This window comes from Stenotrophomonas sp. TWI587 (assembly GCF_039674145.1).
GTDB classification, from domain to species: Bacteria; Pseudomonadota; Gammaproteobacteria; order Xanthomonadales; family Xanthomonadaceae; genus Stenotrophomonas; species Stenotrophomonas maltophilia_AY.
In genome coordinates this window covers 248,364-265,208 of sequence record NZ_JBDJMW010000003.1, presented here as the reverse complement: position 1 = coordinate 265,208, position 16,845 = coordinate 248,364, and the positions used below count along the sequence as shown (strand labels likewise).

General features: G+C 66.7%; 16 protein-coding genes. 5 read left to right on the top strand and 11 right to left on the bottom strand.

The annotated features are described in order from the left end of the window. Nucleotides 1–136: 136 nt before the first annotated feature. Nucleotides 137–2,254: a S9 family peptidase gene (locus tag ABE464_RS06860; protein WP_346471321.1), complete on the bottom strand. Its 2,118-nt coding sequence runs from the start codon at nucleotides 2,252–2,254 to the stop codon at nucleotides 137–139. A gap of 111 nt (nucleotides 2,255–2,365) precedes the next feature. On the opposite strand from ABE464_RS06860, the gene ABE464_RS06855 reads away from it, so the two are divergent. Then, a complete protein-coding gene (locus ABE464_RS06855; protein ID WP_346471320.1) occupies nucleotides 2,366–3,562 on the top strand; it encodes a pyridoxal phosphate-dependent aminotransferase in 1,197 nt (398 codons plus the stop codon). Nucleotides 3,563–3,729: 167 nt separating this feature from the next. Here the strand turns inward: ABE464_RS06855 and ABE464_RS06850 are convergent, their stop codons facing one another. Next, nucleotides 3,730–5,826: a prolyl oligopeptidase family serine peptidase gene (locus tag ABE464_RS06850; protein WP_346471319.1), complete on the bottom strand. Its 2,097-nt coding sequence runs from the start codon at nucleotides 5,824–5,826 to the stop codon at nucleotides 3,730–3,732. Between the two features lie 34 nt (nucleotides 5,827–5,860). Continuing rightward, the gene (locus tag ABE464_RS06845) at nucleotides 5,861–6,187 is read right to left on the bottom strand and encodes a hypothetical protein (protein WP_346471442.1); all 327 of its coding nucleotides are present in this window, start codon (nucleotides 6,185–6,187) and stop codon (nucleotides 5,861–5,863) included. Between the two features lie 203 nt (nucleotides 6,188–6,390). Here ABE464_RS06845 and ABE464_RS06840 point away from each other — a divergent pair, with 203 nt between their 5' ends. Beyond that, nucleotides 6,391–7,002, top strand: a complete 612-nt coding sequence (locus tag ABE464_RS06840; protein WP_123730137.1) for a lipocalin family protein — start codon at nucleotides 6,391–6,393, stop codon at nucleotides 7,000–7,002. Nucleotides 7,003–7,011: 9 nt separating this feature from the next. Here ABE464_RS06840 and ABE464_RS06835 read toward each other — a convergent pair whose 3' ends face one another. From ABE464_RS06835 to ABE464_RS06815, 5 genes are all read right to left on the bottom strand, one after another. Next, the gene (locus ABE464_RS06835; RefSeq protein WP_137190416.1) at nucleotides 7,012–7,314 is read right to left on the bottom strand and encodes a HigA family addiction module antitoxin; all 303 of its coding nucleotides are present in this window, start codon (nucleotides 7,312–7,314) and stop codon (nucleotides 7,012–7,014) included. Between the two features lie 10 nt (nucleotides 7,315–7,324). Beyond that, nucleotides 7,325–7,603: a type II toxin-antitoxin system RelE/ParE family toxin gene (locus ABE464_RS06830; RefSeq protein WP_346471318.1), complete on the bottom strand. Its 279-nt coding sequence runs from the start codon at nucleotides 7,601–7,603 to the stop codon at nucleotides 7,325–7,327. 148 nt (nucleotides 7,604–7,751) lie between these two features. Further along, a complete protein-coding gene (locus ABE464_RS06825) occupies nucleotides 7,752–8,441 on the bottom strand; it encodes a methionine ABC transporter permease (protein ID WP_346471317.1) in 690 nt (229 codons plus the stop codon). Then, nucleotides 8,438–9,445 carry a methionine ABC transporter ATP-binding protein gene (locus ABE464_RS06820; RefSeq protein ID WP_346471441.1) on the bottom strand — a complete coding sequence of 336 codons (1,008 nt, stop codon included), beginning with the start codon at nucleotides 9,443–9,445 and terminating at the stop codon, nucleotides 8,438–8,440. Before ABE464_RS06820 ends, ABE464_RS06825 begins: the two co-directional genes overlap by 4 nt. A 132-nt stretch (nucleotides 9,446–9,577) precedes the next feature. Next, nucleotides 9,578–10,474: a DMT family transporter gene (locus ABE464_RS06815; protein ID WP_346471316.1), complete on the bottom strand. Its 897-nt coding sequence runs from the start codon at nucleotides 10,472–10,474 to the stop codon at nucleotides 9,578–9,580. A gap of 79 nt (nucleotides 10,475–10,553) precedes the next feature. On the opposite strand from ABE464_RS06815, the gene ABE464_RS06810 reads away from it, so the two are divergent. After that, complete coding sequence (locus ABE464_RS06810) at nucleotides 10,554–11,036, top strand: YajQ family cyclic di-GMP-binding protein (protein WP_123730133.1); 483 nt, start codon at nucleotides 10,554–10,556, stop codon at nucleotides 11,034–11,036. A 397-nt stretch (nucleotides 11,037–11,433) separates the two neighbouring features. Here the strand turns inward: ABE464_RS06810 and ABE464_RS06805 are convergent, their stop codons facing one another. From ABE464_RS06805 to ABE464_RS06795, 3 genes are all read right to left on the bottom strand, one after another. After that, nucleotides 11,434–12,534: a helix-turn-helix domain-containing protein gene (locus tag ABE464_RS06805; RefSeq protein WP_346471315.1), complete on the bottom strand. Its 1,101-nt coding sequence runs from the start codon at nucleotides 12,532–12,534 to the stop codon at nucleotides 11,434–11,436. Nucleotides 12,535–12,622: 88 nt separating this feature from the next. After that, nucleotides 12,623–13,750, bottom strand: a complete 1,128-nt coding sequence (locus ABE464_RS06800; RefSeq protein WP_346471314.1) for an NAD(P)-dependent alcohol dehydrogenase — start codon at nucleotides 13,748–13,750, stop codon at nucleotides 12,623–12,625. 14 nt (nucleotides 13,751–13,764) lie between these two features. Then, nucleotides 13,765–15,228 (bottom strand): benzaldehyde dehydrogenase, encoded by a 1,464-nt coding sequence (locus tag ABE464_RS06795; RefSeq protein WP_346471313.1) that lies wholly within the window; start codon nucleotides 15,226–15,228, stop codon nucleotides 13,765–13,767. A gap of 210 nt (nucleotides 15,229–15,438) precedes the next feature. Here ABE464_RS06795 and ABE464_RS06790 point away from each other — a divergent pair, with 210 nt between their 5' ends. After that, nucleotides 15,439–16,017, top strand: a complete 579-nt coding sequence (locus ABE464_RS06790; RefSeq protein ID WP_346471312.1) for a DUF1415 domain-containing protein — start codon at nucleotides 15,439–15,441, stop codon at nucleotides 16,015–16,017. After that, nucleotides 16,008–16,808, top strand: coding sequence for an SDR family oxidoreductase (locus ABE464_RS06785; RefSeq protein ID WP_346471311.1), 801 nt, complete (start codon nucleotides 16,008–16,010; stop codon nucleotides 16,806–16,808). Before ABE464_RS06790 ends, ABE464_RS06785 begins: the two co-directional genes overlap by 10 nt. Nucleotides 16,809–16,845: the final 37 nt, after the last annotated feature.

Here is a 16,845-nt window from a genome sequence, read left to right as displayed (position 1 = left end):
GATGAACAGGCAGCGCAGAAATTACGCCCTTGGAGCCACCCTGGTAGTGCCGGCCAGCGGACGGCACTACCGGAGCGGTTGATGATCCCTGGCCGGGGAGCGGCGATGGTCGTCTCCCGGCGGCCAGCGGCTGCCATTACGGCGTCTGGGTCACGCCCAGCTGATCCAGCACGAATGCGTACGACTCGGCCAGCTCGTGGTAACGCTGGAAGCGGCCGGACTTGCCACCGTGGCCGGCTTCCATGTTGGTGCGGAAGACGATCGGGAAGTGGCCGGTGTTGTCATCGCGCAGCTTGGCCACCCACTTGGCCGGCTCCCAGTACTGCACCTGCGAATCCCACAGGCCGGTGCCGACGAACAGGGCCGGGTACGCCTGCTTGCTGACGTTGTCGTAGGGCGAGTACTTGAGCATGTAGTCGTAATACTCGCGCTGCTCCGGGTTGCCCCACTCGTCGTACTCGTTGGTGGTCAGCGGGATGCTGGCGTCGAGCATGGTGGTGACCACATCGACGAACGGCACCTGGGCGACCATCACGCGGTAGTCCTGCGGGGCCTGGTTGGCCACCGCGCCCATCAGCAGGCCACCGGCGCTGCCACCGGAGGCGGCAACGCGATCCTTGGCGGCATAGCCGAGGCGGACCAGTTCGCGGGTGACATCGACGAAATCGTTGAAGGTGTTCTGCTTCTTGAGCAGCTTGCCGTCCTCATACCACGCACGGCCCATTTCCTGGCCGCCGCGGATGTGGGCGATGGCATACACCACGCCACGATCCAGCAGGCTGACCACGGTCTGGTTGAAGCCCGGGTCCATCGACATGCCGTAACTGCCGTAGGCGTACTGGTACAGCGCGCCGGTGCCGTCCTTCTTGAAGCCGTTGCGGTAGACCAGCGAGACCGGCACCTTGACGCCGTCGCGGGCGGTGACCCACACGCGTTCGGTCGTGTACTTCGACGCGTCGTAGCCGATCACCGGCTGCTGCTTGAGCTGGCGGCGTTCACCGGTGACGGTGTTGAGCTCGTAGGTGGTGGTCGGCGTGGTCAGCGAGGTGTAGGCGTACCGCAGCCACGGGGTGTCGTGCTCGCTGTTGGCGGCCAGCCCCATCGAATAGGCCGGTTCGTCGGCCTTGACGTAATCCTGGCGGCCATCCGGGAACAGCAGGCGCACGCGCTCCAGGCCATTGGAGCGCTCGGCAATCGCAGTGAAACCGTCGAACAGTTCGAAGCCTTCGATCAGCACGGCATCATCGTGCGCGACCCAATCCTTCCACTGGCTGCGCGTGGTGGCATCGCTGGGCGCGGTGACAATCCTGAAGTTCCTGGCGTCCGCATCGTTGGTACGGATCACCCACCGGCCATTGAAGTGGTCGGCATCGTATTCGACGTCACGCGCACGCGGCGCCAGCACCTTGAACGCCTGCGGGTCGGCGGCCGGGGCGTAGCGGGTTTCCGAGCTCACCGTGCTGTGCAGCTCGATGGTCAGGAAGCGATCATCGCGGGTGCGGCCGACGCCCATGTAGAAGCTGTCGTCCTTCTCCTCGTAGACGAGCACATCGCTGCTCGCCGGGGTGCCCAGCACGTGCTTTTTGACGCGCACGGTGAGCAGGGTCTCCGGATCGTTCTCGACATAGAACAGGGTGCGGTTGTCATCGGCCCAGACCACGTTGGGCGAGACGTTCTCGATGCGGTCCGGCAGCACCTCACCGGTACGCAGGTCCTTGAAGCGGATCACATACTGGCGTCGGCCGACATCGTCCTCGGCCCACGCCAGCAGGTGGTTGTCCTGGCTGACATCGGCATCGCCCACATTGAAGTAGCCCTTGCCCTCGGCCATCGTGTTGATGTCGAGCAGGATCTCTTCCGGCGCGTCCATGCTGCCCTTGCGGCGCGCCTGGATCGGGTAGTCCTTGCCGGTTTCGAAGCGGGTGTAATACCAGTAGCCGCGGTCACGCGAGGGCACGCTGGCATCGTCCTGCTTGATGCGGGCGACGATCTCCTTGTACAGGGTGTCTTCCAGCGGCTTGAGCGGGGCCACGACCTGATCGGTGTAGGCATTCTCGGCGTTCAGGTAGGCCAGCATCTTCGCGTCTTCGCGCTTGTCGTCGCGCAGCCAGTAGTAATCATCGCTGCGGGTCGCGCCAAAGGGAGCCTTCACCGTGTGCGGGTGCTTCTCGGCGTCGGGCGGGGTCAGCGCGGGGGCGGCGTGCACGTTGGAGGTCATGAGGCTGGCAACCAGTAAACAAAGGGCGGGTTTCACGAGATAAGGCTCCTGGCGGGGGAATGCAATGGCGTCCGTGTCCCTGCAGTCTGTGCTGGCGGGTGGGCCAGCAGCAAGCCTGTCGTTGGTCACTGCGCCTATCATCAGGCCATGGACACTTCCCGCACGCCCCCGACCGGCACCGGCTACAGCCGCCGCAGCCAGGAAATCGAACCCTTCCACGTGATGTCGCTGCTGGCCCGCGCGCAGGCGCTGGAGCAGGCCGGTCACGATGTGATCCATCTGGAGATCGGCGAGCCCGACTTCACCACCGCCGCGCCGATCGTGCGCGCCGGCCAGGCCGCGCTCGCAGCCGGCCACACCCGCTACACCGCCGCCCGCGGCCTGCCCGCGCTGCGCGAGGCCATTGCCGGCTTCTACCAGGACCGCTACCAGGTACAGATCGATCCGGAACGGATCCTGGTCACACCGGGTGGCTCGGGCGCACTGTTGCTGGCCAGCAGTCTGCTGGTCGATCCAGGCAAGCACTGGTTGCTGGCCGATCCCGGCTACCCGTGCAACCGGCACTTCCTGCGGTTGGTGGAAGGCGCCGCGCAGCTGGTGCCGGTCGGGCCGGAGACGGCCTACCAGCTGACGCCGGAGCTGGTGGCACGGCAGTGGAACCCGGACAGCGTGGGTGCGCTGGTCGCCTCCCCGGCCAATCCGACCGGCACCGTGCTCTCGGCGGCGCAGCTCGCGGCGCTGTCGCAGTCGCTGAAGGCACGCGGTGGGCATCTGGTGGTGGATGAGATCTACCACGGCCTCACCTACGGCATGGACGCTGCCAGCGTGCTGCAGGTCGATGATGAAGCGTTTGTCCTCAACAGTTTCTCGAAGTACTACGGGATGACCGGCTGGCGCCTGGGCTGGCTGGTCGCGCCGCCGCAGGCGGTGCGGGAGCTGGAGAAGCTCGCGCAGAATCTGTATATCAGCGCCTCGAGCATCGCCCAGCATGCGGCGCTGGCGTGTTTCGAGCCGGAATCGATCGCGATCTTCGAACAGCGTCGCGCGGCTTTCCGCGAGCGTCGCGATTACCTGCTTCCCGCGCTGCGCGCGCTCGGCTTCCGCATCGAAGTCGAGCCGGAGGGCGCCTTCTACCTCTACGCCGACGTAAGTGCGTTCACCGATGATGCGCAGGCGTTCTGCGCACATTTCCTGGAAACCGAGCATGTCGCGTTCACGCCGGGCCTGGACTTCGGCCACCACCGCGCCAACGAGCATGTGCGGCTGGCCTATACGCAGGAAGTGCCGCGACTGGAAGAAGCGGTGCGCCGCATCGCGCGCGGGCTGGAGACGTGGGTGCGCTGAGCCGCCCGTGAAAAAAAACGCCACGCATCGCTGCGTGGCGCTGAACATGGGGTGGAGCCAACCTGACGCCCCACCACCCGGAGTCTGCTCCAGGGGGCTACTGCGTCCGCTGCAGGCTCACTGCCTGCCGATGGCTCGACGGCCCTGGCCGCCGAGCCATCCCGAGCTTACTTCGACAACTGCTCCCACAGGAAGCTATAGGCCAAAGCCGACATGTGCGCGGCCTGCGCGTTGTTCGCCGCGCCGCCATGACCGCCTTCGATGTTCTCGTAGTAGGTCACGTCCTTGCCGGCGTCGATCATCTTGGCCGCCATCTTGCGGGCATGCGCCGGGTGTACACGATCATCGCGGGTGGAGGTGGTGAACAGCACCGGCGGGTAGGTCTTGCTGGCATCGAACAGGTGGTACGGCGAGAAGGTCTTGATGAACTCCCAATCGGCCGTGTCCGGATTGCCGTATTCGGCCATCCACGAGGCGCCGGCCAGCAGGTGGCTGTAACGCTTCATGTCCAGCAGCGGGACCTGCACCACGACAGCGCCGAACAGCTCCGGGTACTGGGTCAGCATGTTGCCGGTGAGCAGGCCACCGTTGCTGCCGCCCTGCACGCCCAGGTGCTTGGCCGAGGTGATCTTGCGGCTGACGAGGTCGCGGGCGACCGCGGCCATGTCTTCATAGGCCTTGTGACGGTTCTGCTTGAGCGCCGCCTGGTGCCAGCGCGGACCATACTCGCCACCGCCGCGGATATTGGCGACCACGTACACGCCGCCCTTCTCCAGCCACGCACGGCCCATGCCACCGGAGTAGGACGGGGTCAGCGAGATCTCGAAACCGCCGTAGCCGTACAGCAGGGTCGGGTTGGAGCCATCCAGCTTCATGTCCTTGCGATGCACCACAAAGTACGGCACACGGGTGCCATCCTTGCTCGTGGCGAAGTGCTGCTCGATCACCTTGCCCTCGGCATTGAAGAACGCCGGCATGGTCTTGAGCACTTCCGGCTGCTTGCCGATCTCGGCAATGGCCAGGGTGGTCGGGGTCAGGTAGTCGGTGACGGTCATCCACACCGCATCGCTGTCATCGGCATCCACCGCACCGACGGCCACGGTGCCGAACGACGGCGCGCCAGTGAAGGCCGTCGTCTTCCAGCCGGTGTCGCCCGGGGTCAGCACGCTCAGGCGGCTCTTCACGTCGTCGAGCACGTTCAGGACCAGATGGTTCTTCGTCCAGCTGGTGCCGGCCAGCGAGGTGGTGTCGGTCGGTGCGAACAGCACGTCGAAGTCACGGTTGCCGGCGAGGTAATCGTCCAGCTTGGTGGCCAGCAGCGAGCCGGCGGCGTAGGTCTTGCCGCCCACGCTCCACGGCTCGCGCAGTTCCAGGGTCAGCCACTGCTTGCGCAGGCCTTTTTCGGCCGAATTGGGGGCATCGATCTTGGTCAGCTTGCCGTCGTCGGCGCGCAGATAGAGCTCGTTGTTGTAGAAGGCCAGCGTGCGGCTGACCAGGTTGCGCTCGTAGCCGGGGGTATCGTCGTGCATGGCCGCGATGTACATGTCATCGGGCTTGCCTTCGTAGACCACCGAGGCCGAGCTCAGCGGGGTGCCGCGCTTCCACAGCTTGGCCACGCGCGGATACCCGGAGGTGGTCATCGTGCCGGTGCCGAAATCGGTGTAGACGAACACGGTGTCGCGGTCGATCCAGTTCAGGCCACCCTTGGATTCCGGACGGAAGAAGCCGTCCTTGATCCAGGTCTTGTTGGCCAGGTCGAACTCGCGGGTGACATCGGCATCGGCGCCGCCGCGCGACAGCGCGATCAGGCAGCGCGAATAGTCCGGGCGCAGGCAGTCAGCGCCGTGCCAGACCCAGTTCTCGCCCTCGGCCTTGTTCAGTGCATCCAGATCCAGCACGGTTTCCCACTGCGGCGAGGCCTTGCGGTACTCGGCCAGCGTGGTGCGGCGCCACAGCCCACGCTCGTGCTGTTTGTCCTTCCAGAAGTTGTAGTAATAGTCACCGATCTTCTGCACGCCCGGGATCTTGGCGTCGGAGTCGAGCACCTCGCGGATGCTGGTCTCCATCTGCTTGAAGGCCGGGGTCGAGGCCAGCCGGCCTTCGGACTTGGCGTTCTGTTCCTTGACCCACGCCAGCGGCTTGTCACCGGTGACGTCTTCAAGCCAGGCGTACTTATCCGCGGGGGCGTCAGCGGCCATGGCGGTTCCCGCCGCACCGGCGGAGATCAGACCTGCCACGAGGCAGGCGGAAGCGAATCGTGACATTGCAGCTCCAGGCGTTCATAGCCTTGGGACGCTATCACACCGGCTGGCCGCGGCTCACGTGTCGAAGGTCAGGCCGCGCCGGGCGTGCCAGCGGGCGGCTGCGGCGCCGCGCCTGCGGTCCCCGGCGGCGGCGGGCGGTGCGGCTGAGCAGGCCGGCCAGCGGCAGGCGGAAGCGCAGCAGGCTCCACCAGGCCATCAGCGGCATGCCGATCAGCCACATCGGCAGCCAGCCAATCCACTCGCTGTGCCCTCGGGCGGCAGGCCACACCAGGGTCAGGGCCAGCCCGGCGAGGGCGGCCTGCCTGACGCAACGCAGCACGCGCGGATCGGGACGGTCGGACGAACGCGGGGAAGACGACAGGGTCATGACACAGCTCCGTGCGAAAGTGATGCGTCACCTTGCCGCGCCGCCATCTCAAGGGCTGCGACCTTGCACGGGACGGTGCTGGAACGACGCCAGGCGTCACGCTTGTGTGAATCGGTCACGCAACCGCTGCGCCGCCATTGACGTTCTCCGCTGTCCCACCCACCATGCCCCTGCCAGCCACTGGAGCCACCCGCCGCATGTCTTCGAACCGCCCGCTTCGCGCTGTCCTGTTGGTCTCCTCGATGGCATTGCTGTCTGCCTGTGCGTTCCGCCATGAGACCAAGCCGGAACCCGCGCCGACCCCGGTCGCCGTCGACAGCGCCGGTGCGCCGATCGACCTGCAGCGCTTCATGGGCACCTGGTATGTGATCGGCCGCGTGCCGAATCCGATCGAGCGAGGGCACGTCGCCAGCGTCAACGAATTCCGCCTGCGTGGCGACCAGAAAGTGTCCATCACCTACCGCTACCGCAACGGCTTCTCCGAACCACTGCAGGAACTGACAGTGCGTGCTTCGGTGGACGAGAAGAGCGGCAACCACAATTGGCGCACCTGGTTCTACAAGGTGGTGCCGACCCACACGCGCGTGCTGGAAGTGGCGCCGGATTATTCGTGGGCGATGCTCGGCTACCCGGGCCGCGAGATGGCGTGGGTGTTCGCGCGCCAGCCGGACATGGACAAGGAGCTCTACAAGGAGCTCGCCACGCGCCTGCGTGACGATTACGGGGTCAACACCGACAAGCTCAAGCGCGTGCCGCAGCACCCCGAGCAGGTGGACCGGTTGGGCTTTGAAGTGCCGAACGTCCGGTAAGGGCGGCGGTCAGGCCGCCTCGCGCGGCTGCACTCTGCGCTCGATTTCCTGCCGCGTCGGCAGCGTCTTCAGGTCGTACTCGGCCTGGAGGGCCAGCCACGACGCGGCATCCCCGCCGAAATGACGCGCCAGGCGCACTGCGGTATCCGCCGTTACGCCACGGGTTTCATGCACGATGGCGTGCAATCGCGTCGGCGGCACATCCAAGGCCCGTGCCAGCGCGGTGATGCTCAGCTGCAGCGGCAGCAGAAACTCCTCGCGCAGGATTTCGCCCGGATGGACGGCCCTGAGGTTGTTGGTGGGACGGCTCATGGATGGCACCTCAGTGGTAATCGACGATCTCGACATCACACGGACCGTTGTCGGTCCAGATAAAACACAACCGCCACTGCGCGTTGATGCGGATGCTGTGCTGCCCACGTCGTTCGCCACGAAGCGCTTCGAGCCGATTTCCGGGCGGGCTGCGGAGGAACTGCAGGGTCTGTGCAGCATCCAGCATCTGCAGCTTGCGTTCGGCCAGTGTCTGGAACGCACGGAATCGTCCAGGGCATCGTCCCGCGAACAGCGCGAGCGTGTGGCGGCATCGGAAGGAACGAATCATTCCGCACAGCGTATTACGCGAAACGGAATGTAACACAGGTGCCCGTCACGCAATGATGCGCTCGGGGAACGCCTGATCAATCGAATCTGCGCGTATTGCCGCCTTGGTGTTGCAATGGGCGGCTTGGCCGGGACGTGTCCCCTACCGATTACTTCCGGCTGTAATGCGTCACCAAGCGGTCGCCGATCATCTGCAGGATCTGCACCAGCACCAGCAGCAGCACCACGGTGACCAGGGCCACGTCGGTATGCGAACGCTGGTAGCCATCGCGGAATGCCAGGTCGCCCAGGCCGCCCGAGCCGATCGCACCGCCCATCGCGGTGAAGCCGATAAGGGCGATCACGGTGACAGTGGCGCCAGCGATGAGGCCAGGCCGCGCTTCCGGCAGCAGCACCCGGGTGACCAGCTGCCAGGTGGTAGCCCCCATCGCCTGGGTGGCTTCGATCACGCCGCGGTCCACTTCGCGCAGCGCGGTTTCGACCAGACGTGCGTAGAACGGCGCCGCGCCAATCACCAGCGGCACGATCGCGCCACGGACGCCCAGCGAGGTGCCCATCATCCACAGCGTGAGCGGGATCAAGACGATCATCAGGATGATGAAGGGCACCGAGCGCAGCAGGTTCACCAGCAGCGCGAGCGCGCCGTACAGCACCGGCTTGCGGTGCAGCTGCGGCGAACCGGTCAGGAACAGCAGCACGCCCAGCGGCAGGCCGATCAGCAGCGTGAGCGGCAGCGAGCCGCCGAGCATCAGCAGGGTATCCAGCGTGGCCTGGCCGATATCGGCCCATTTGCCGGCGTCGAGATGGCGGAAGAACCCGCCTGCGGTGGCCAGGATCATCGGCGCAGCTCCTCAAGGTGGACACCGGCGGCGACGAAGCCCGCCTGCGCGGCCTGCACGTCGCCCCCGACCAGCGAGACGGTCAGCTGGCCATACGGGGTGTCCTTGATCCGGTCGATACGCCCGGACAGGATGTTGTAGTCCACGCCGGTCTCGCGCGCGATGCGCCCCAGCAGGGGCTCGTAGGTGTCGGCACCGAGGAAGGTCAGGCGCACGATGCGCCCGGCGACGGCCTCGAAATCCTTGTGCAGTTCGCCCTCGTCCACCTGTTCGGACTCGCTGACGAAGCGGCGGGTGGTCGGGTGCTGCGGGTGCAGGAACACCTCGGTGACCGGGCCGGTTTCGACCAGGTGGCCGGCATCGAGCACGGCGACACGGTCGCAGACACGGCGGATCACATCCATCTCGTGGGTGATCAGCACGATGGTCAGGCCCAGCTCGCGGTTGATCTTGCCGAGCAGCTTGAGCACCGAGGCCGTGGTCTGCGGGTCCAGCGCACTGGTGGCCTCATCGCACAGCAGGATCTGCGGGCGGGTGGCCAGGGCGCGGGCGATGCCGACGCGCTGCTTCTGGCCGCCGGACAGCTGCGCCGGGTACTTGTTGGCGTGCGCTTCCAGGCCGACGGTATGCAGCAGTTCGTCCACGCGGGCGTCGATCTCCGCGCGCGGCGTTCCGGCCAGCTCCAGCGGGAAGGCGACATTGGAGGCCACGGTGCGCGACGAGAGCAGGTTGAAGTGCTGGAAGATCATGCCGATCTTCCGGCGCAGCACGCGCAGGCCCTCGGCATCCAGCGCGGTGACATCCTCACCATTGATCAGCAGGCGGCCGCCGCTGGGCTCCTCCAGCCGGTTGATCAGCCGGATCAGCGTTGATTTACCCGCGCCGGAATGGCCGATGATGCCGAACACCTCGCCGGCCTCGATGGTCAGGTCCAGCGGCTGCAGCGCGGCAATCGCGCGGCCGCCGACGGCATAGGATTTGTGCAGGCGCTGGAACTCGATCACTTCGCGGTCAACCGGGGCATCGACGGGAGGGGGCGTGCAGCCTACCAGCGCAGGACGGCCCTGGCCCGCGCGGCAGGATCGAATCATATTCCGTTTGATTATAAGGCGGCGTCATGGGCCGCCCGGGACCGCTCAGGGATGGTCCAGCGGCCTGGGCGGCTGCACGTGGCGGACCCGCTCCCGGTGCAGCAGGTACAGGCCGGAGGCCACGATGATCGCCGCTCCCAGCCAGGTGACCGAGTCGGGCAGCGCGCCCCAGAACAGGAGATCCCACCCGATCACCCAGACCAGCCCGGTGTATTCGAGGGGGGCGATCATGGAGGCCTCGCCCAGCTGGAAGGCGCGGGTCAGGGCGACCTGCCCCCCTGCCCCGGCCAGGCCCATGCCGGCGATCAGCGAGGCGTGGCCCAGTTGCAACGGCTGCCAGTCGGGGATCGCCAGTAGACCCGCGCCGACGGCCATGATCACCAGGAACCACACCACCATGGACTGAGGGGTGTCGGTGCGGGTCAGCATGCTGACCGTGATCGCGGCCAGCGCGTACGCGGTCGCGGCCAGCAGGACCATCAGGCCAGGCAGCGAGATGAAGCCGCCGACCCCGGGCCGCAGCACGACCAGCACACCGACCAGGCCGATGCCGATGGCGATCCAGCGGCGCGGGCCGACCTTCTCCCCGAGCAGGGGCACCGACAGCGCGGCGATCAGCAGCGGGGCGACGAAGTAGATGGTGTAGGCGGTGGACAGCGGCAGGCTGCGCAGGGCGTAGACGAAGCAGCCGATCATCGCCATGCCGAGCACGCCACGCAGCAGGTGCAGGACCCAGCGCCTGGGCACCAGCGAGCGCGGGCCGGCCGTGGCCAGCACCCAGACCAGCACGAACGGCAGCGAGGCCGCGCCGCGCAGGAAGGTGACCTGCAGGGTGGGATAGCTGGTGGCCAGCTGCTTCATGCCGGCATCCATCAGCGAGAAGCAGGCCACGGCCATCAGCATCCAGGCGACGGCACGGGAGGGGGAGCGTTGGGTGTTCATGGCCCATTATCGCCGCCGGCGACGGGCCGTCCATGACGGGTTGGTTAGAATGGGACATTCACCCGTTGGAGTACTCCCCATGCCCTCTTTTGACGTCGTTTCCGAAGTCGACACCCACGAGCTGACCAATGCGGTCGACCAGGCCAACCGCGAGCTGTCCACGCGCTTCGATTTCAAGGGGGTGGACGCCAAGTACGTGCTGGAAGACAGCGTGATCAGTCAGTCCGCGCCGAGCGATTTCCAGTTGCAGCAGATGACGGACATCCTGCGTCAGCGCTTGACGGCGCGGAAGATCGATGCGGCGTGCCTGGAGTTTGGCGATATCGAATCGAATCTGGCCGGTGCGCGGCAGAAGATCACGGTCAAGCAGGGGATCGAGCAGAAGGTGGCCAAGAAGATCGCGGCGAAGATCAAGGAGGCCAAGTTGAAGGTGGACAGTCAGATCAATGGCGACAAGCTGCGGGTGACGGGCAAGAAGCGCGATGATCTGCAGGATGCGATGGCGCTGTTGCGGAAGGAGACGTTCGAGGTGCCGCTGCAGTTTGATAATTTCCGCGATTGATCTTGGCCGGACGGCTGTAGCGAGGAGCGCCAGCGAAGGGCGCCTGTGTTTGTTGCTGATGGGCTTTCGTTGTTTTGGGCGCTGGCAGCTCATCGCTAAAGGCTGGCGATTCACTGGCGAGGCTGCGTCGGGTAGGGGCAGGCCTTGCCCGGACCCGCCGTAAACCCGTCCATGGGGGCTCATGTCGCGGCATCCATGCCGCTCATGGTCCGGGCAAGGCCCGCCCCTACCCGGCGCCCCGACGCTTCCTCTGCGGATGGGCGAGCAAAGCGGTCGCGCCCGCCACTGCCGGCGACCAGGCGATATCCCATCGGTAGTGCCGGCCGCTGGCCGGCAACCTCGTTGCGCAGATCGAAAAGATGCGGCTTCCGGCGTGTGTACCGCCGGGCACTGCTCATTACGCGCGAATCAGCTTGTACAGGGTCGTGCGTGAGATGCCGAGCTGGCGTGCGGCGGCGCTGACGTTGCCCTGATGGGCGGCCACGGCGTCGCGGACGTGCTGTGTGGTGTGCGTGCGCAGCGATGCACCTGCGGCGGTGGCGCGGGGTGCGTCGAGCTTCACGCTGGCATGCGGTGCGAGGGGTCCGCGCAGGTACTGCACGTGCACGGCGGTGTCCTCATCGAGGCGGACGCGGTGGGCGGGCCCGGTCTGCAGCAGGCGGCGACGCTGGTGGACGCTGGCGCCGGCGAAGAGGCCCTCGAGGGTGAGGACCGGCAAGGGGCCGCGTCGTGGGAGACCGAACAGGCGCCGGGCGACGCGATTGGCGGCGCGTACGTGGCCGTCTTCTTCGATGGCCAGCAGGCCCTGCAGTGGTGAGTGCAGCCAGCGGGTGTCGTGTTGCACGGCCAGCAGGTGACAGGGGCGGTGGTCCTGCATGAGGCGGTTCTCGGCCGACAGCGCGGCCTGGCGGAAGTAGCCGTGCAGCAGCTCCGCGTCGCGTTCGCCGGTGCCGGTGATGTCCAGTGCGCCCAGTACTTCGCCATCCAATCCATGCAGCGGGACGCTCAGGCAGAACACCGAGGCGAAGCGGTCCAGGTAGTGTTCGTTGCCGCGCACCAGAGCAGGCGCGTCTTCGGCCAGGCTGCAGGCCGGAGCGGTGGTGCCGATGTCGATCTCGCGAAGGCGCCGGCCGATCTGGATCGGGCGCAGCACGGGGACATCGGCCAGGCCGTGTTCGCGCTGGGCGATGACCAGGCCGTCGGCGTTGACGCAGAACAGCGTCCATTGGCGGCCACCGAAGGCGGCCCAGAGGTGGTCCATGTCCTCGCGCACGCAGCGTGCGAGGCGGCGGTCGGCAGGGTCGTCGAGGCGCGCGGCAGCCGCGGCAAGGGGCGCATAGTACGGCTCCTGCCGGGGCTGTACGCCAGCCTGGCGCGAACGCTCCCAGGAGCGCTGCACCGGCGGGCTGACCACGCTGTCCATCAGCGCGCCGCCCTCGGCAAAACGCTGACGGGCGGCGGCCAATACCTGCTGCTGTTCCAGAACCATCGCGGCCATCGGTCGATCTCCACCTCGGACCGACAGCCTACCCCCGCAACGCTGACTGAGACGTCATCGCAGGCATGCACGCCTGCGACGGACCGTTTCACCCGCCGATGGTCAGGATCGGCTTGAGGGTGACACCGCGGGTGCTGTCCTCGGCGGCCTGGTTGATCTGGTCCAGCGGGTAGAACCTGACCAGCTTGTCGAACGGGAAGCGACCCTGCTGATACAACTGCACCAGCTGCGGGATGAACACCTTGGGCACGCTGTCGCCTTCAATGATGCCGCGGATGCTGCGTCCGCCGAGCAGCAGGTTGTTGACGTCGAACTCGGCCTTGGTGCCCAGCTTCGGCGCGCCCACCACGCCAATCACGCCCAGCCCGCCAAGCGCTTCGATGCCCTGCGCCAGCACCTCCGGGCGGCCGGTAGATTCCAGCGCGAAGTTCGCGCCGCCGCCGGTGATTCCGCGCACGGTTTCCACCACATCGACCTCGCGGCTGTTGATCACGTGGGTGGCACCCAGTTCCTTGGCCAGTTCCAGCCGAGAAGGCACCACGTCGATGGCAATGATGGTCGTCGCACCGGCCACGCGAGCGGCCATTACCGCGCTCAGCCCGACCGCGCCGGCACCGAAGCTGGCAAAGCTGCTGCCGGCGGTCACCTTGAGCGAGTTGATCACTGCACCGGCACCGGTCTGGATGCCGCAGCCGAGCGGGCCGAGCAGCTCGATCGGCGCATCGTCGGGCACCTTGATCGCGTTGTTTTCGCGGCTCAGTGCGTAGGTGGCGAAGGAAGACTGCGCGAAGAAGTGATCGTGCAGCGGGTGGCCGTCCGGATCCTGGATCGCGGTGGAGCCGTCCAGCGCACCGCCCCCGAAGTTCAGGCCGAAGAAATCCTTGCAGTAGGCGCCGTGGCCGCCGCTGCAGGGATTGCAGTGGCCGCAGGCGCCGTAGGTCAGCACGACATGGTCGCCGACCTTGAGGTCTTTCACGCCCGGGCCGAGCGCCTCGACAATGCCCGCGCCTTCATGGCCAAGCACGGCCGGCAGCGGCACGGGGTAGTACTGGTCACGCACGATCAGATCGGTATGGCACAGGCCGGTGGCGACCACGCGGACCAGCACCTCATCGTCCTGCGGGCCACGGATACGCGCCTTCTCGATCGTGAAGGGCTGTTCTTTTTCGCGCACCACGGCCACGGTGATGTCGCGCAGTTCTGCTGTTGCGGTCATGAGGGTCTCCTGGATCAGATCGGGTAGGCGGGCGCTTCGCCCTTGACGGTCATCCACTGCCATTGAGTGAACTCGTCGATGTTGGACGGGCCACCGATGCTGGTGCCGTTGCCCGAGGCACCGACGCCACCGAACGGATTGATCACCTCATCGTTCACGGTCTGGTCGTTGATGTGCAGCAGGCCGGTGCGCAGCCGTTCGCCGAGCTTCAGCGCGCGGCCGACGTTGCTGGACACGATCGCCATCGACAGGCCGTACTCGCTGTCATTGGCCAGCTCGACCGCCTCATCGTCGGTATCGAACGGCACCACCACTGCGACCGGCGCGAAGATTTCTTCGTGGAAGGCCGGGTTGTCGCGACTCACATCGCTGAGCACGGTCGGCTCGAAGAACAGATCCCTGTAGCCACCGCCGGTGGCCAGGGTGGCACCGGCGGCCTGCGCCTCGGCGACGATGCGCGCGGCGTGGTCGCGCTGCTGGGCATTGATCAACGGCCCGATCGCCACCTCGCCATCGGCCGGATTGCCGACCTTGAGCGATTTGGCCTTGGCCACCAGCTTTTCCAGGAAGCGGGCGTGGATGCTGCGCTGGACCAGCACGCGGCCGGTGGCCATGCAGATCTGGCCCTGGTGCAGATAGACGCCCCAGGCCGTGTTGGCGACGGCCAGATCCATGTCGGCATCGTCGAGCACGATCAGCGAATTCTTGCCGCCCAGTTCCAGCGACACCTTCTTCAGGTGCTTACCGGCCGCTTCGCCCACCTTGCGCCCGGCACCGGTGGACCCGGTGAACTGGATCATCGCGATGTTCGGGTCACTGGTCAGCGCCGCACCGGCCGCGCCATCCCCCGGCAACACATGCAGCAGGCCAGCAGGCAGGCCGGCCAGTTCAAACAGGCGTGCGATCACAAAGCCACCGCATACCGCCGTGCGCGGATCGGGCTTGAGCACCACCGCGTTGCCCAGCGCCAGCGCCGGTGCCACCGCACGCATGGCCAGATACAGCGGAAAATTGAACGGCGCGATCACGCCGACCACGCCGAGCGGGCGGCGGCGCGCCAGGTTCAGGCGGCCCGGCTCGGACGGCAGGACTTCGCCGATGCTGCGCGAGGGCAGTGCCGCCGCTTCATGCAGCGCCTTCGTATTCACCTTGGCCTCGAAGCCGGCCTTAAGCTGGGTGGAGCCACTTTCACGGACCAGCCACTGCACGATCTCATCGTTGTGTTCTTCGGCCAGCTGCGCGGCGCGGCGCAGGACCTGCGCGCGGGTGTCATACGGGGCGCTGGCCCAGTCGCGCTGCGCCTTGGCGGCGGTGGCGGCCGCACGCGCGATCTGCGCGGGGTCGGCCATCGCGATCTCACCCAATCGCTCGCCGGTGGCGGGTTCGACCACATCCTGGGTGCCGGCACCCGAGGTCCACTGACCATCGAACAGCTTGCCGGACCACGTGGCCGTCGGCAGGAATGCGTGTGTTGCCATCTCTGAGAACTCCTTGCGTCGTGTACCCGGCCATTGGATACCTGCCATGGGCCACTGCCTATTGGCCGTTGGCCCGATCACTGCAAGTGATTGCCGGATAAGGGTTTATCAGCATGGCCGGTGTCCAGTTAATGGACAGTGGAGCCGATCTCCTGCCCGCTTCACCGCCGCGCCGTACAATCAACAGCCCAGCCAGCGACACCGCCCGCCATGAACGATGCTTCCCTCACTGCCACCCACGACCCCATTGCCGAGACCCGGAAATGGCTGGAGCAGATCGTCATCGGCCTGAACCTGTGCCCGTTCGCCAAAGCGGTGTACGTGAAGGACCAGGTGCGGTTCGTGCTCAGCGATGCGACCACGCCCGAGGCACTGGTCGAAGAGCTGGCCGAGGAGCTGATCCTGCTGCGCGATACGCCGGCCGAGCAGATCGACACGACGTTGATCGTGCATCCGGAGGTGCTCACCGATTTCCTGGACTACAACGATTTCCTGGACAACGCCGATGCGGCGATCGAAGCACTGGATCTGCAGGGCATCCTGCAGGTGGCCAGCTTCCATCCGCAGTACCAGTTCGCCGGCGCGGCGCCGGAAGACGTGAGCAACTACACCAACCGTGCGCCCTACCCGACCCTGCACCTGCTGCGCGAAGACAGCGTCGAGCGTGCGGTCGCCGCGTTCCCGGATCCGGACGTGATCGTGGAACGCAACATCGAAACCCTGGACAAGCTCGGCATCGAAGGCTGGACGCGTCTGCTGGGCCGCAACGACATGCCGCCGTGTCACTGACCCCGCCCATCCTCGACTGGCCGGCACAGCCGCTGCGCGACCGCGTGGTGGTCATCACCGGGGGTGCGCAGGGGGTTGGCCGGGGCATCGCGCAGGCGGTGCTCGGCGCCGGTGGCAGCGTGATGATCGCCGACCTGGATGCCGATGCCGGCAAGGCCTGTCTGAAGGAATGGGCGCTGCCGGAGCGCGCGGCGTTCCAGCGCGCGGACGTGGCCAGCGAGCGCAGTGTGCAGGCGCTGATCAAGGCAACAATGAAGCGCTTCGGGCGCATGGATGGCCTGGTCAACAATGCCGGCATCGCCAGTGCCCATGGCACGTCCTTGGCGGAGATGCCGCTGGCCGAGTGGCAACGCCGCCTCTCCAGCCTGCATGGCGCCTTCCTGTGCAGCAAGCACGCCCTGCCCGCCCTGCGCGAGCACGCCGGGGCCATCCTCAACATCGCCTCCACCCGTGCCTGGCAGTCCGAACCGGACAGTGAAGCCTATGCCGCGGCCAAGGGCGGGCTGGTCGCCTTCACCCATGCACTCGCGCTGAGCGAAGGGCCGGCCGTGCGGGTCAACAGCATCAGCCCCGGCTGGATCACCACCGATGCCTGGCAGGCACCGTCACGGCGGCGCACGCCAAAGCTCTCCCGCCGCGATCATGCCCAGCACCCGGTCGGCCGGGTCGGCCAGCCGCCGGACATCGGCGCGCTGGCGGTATTCCTGCTCTCGGACCTGGCCGGTTTCATCACCGGCCAGGACCACATCGTCGACGGCGGCATGACCCGCAAGATGATCTACGCCGAATGAGCCACGTCCAGTCCGATCACGCTGCCGCGTAGTGCCG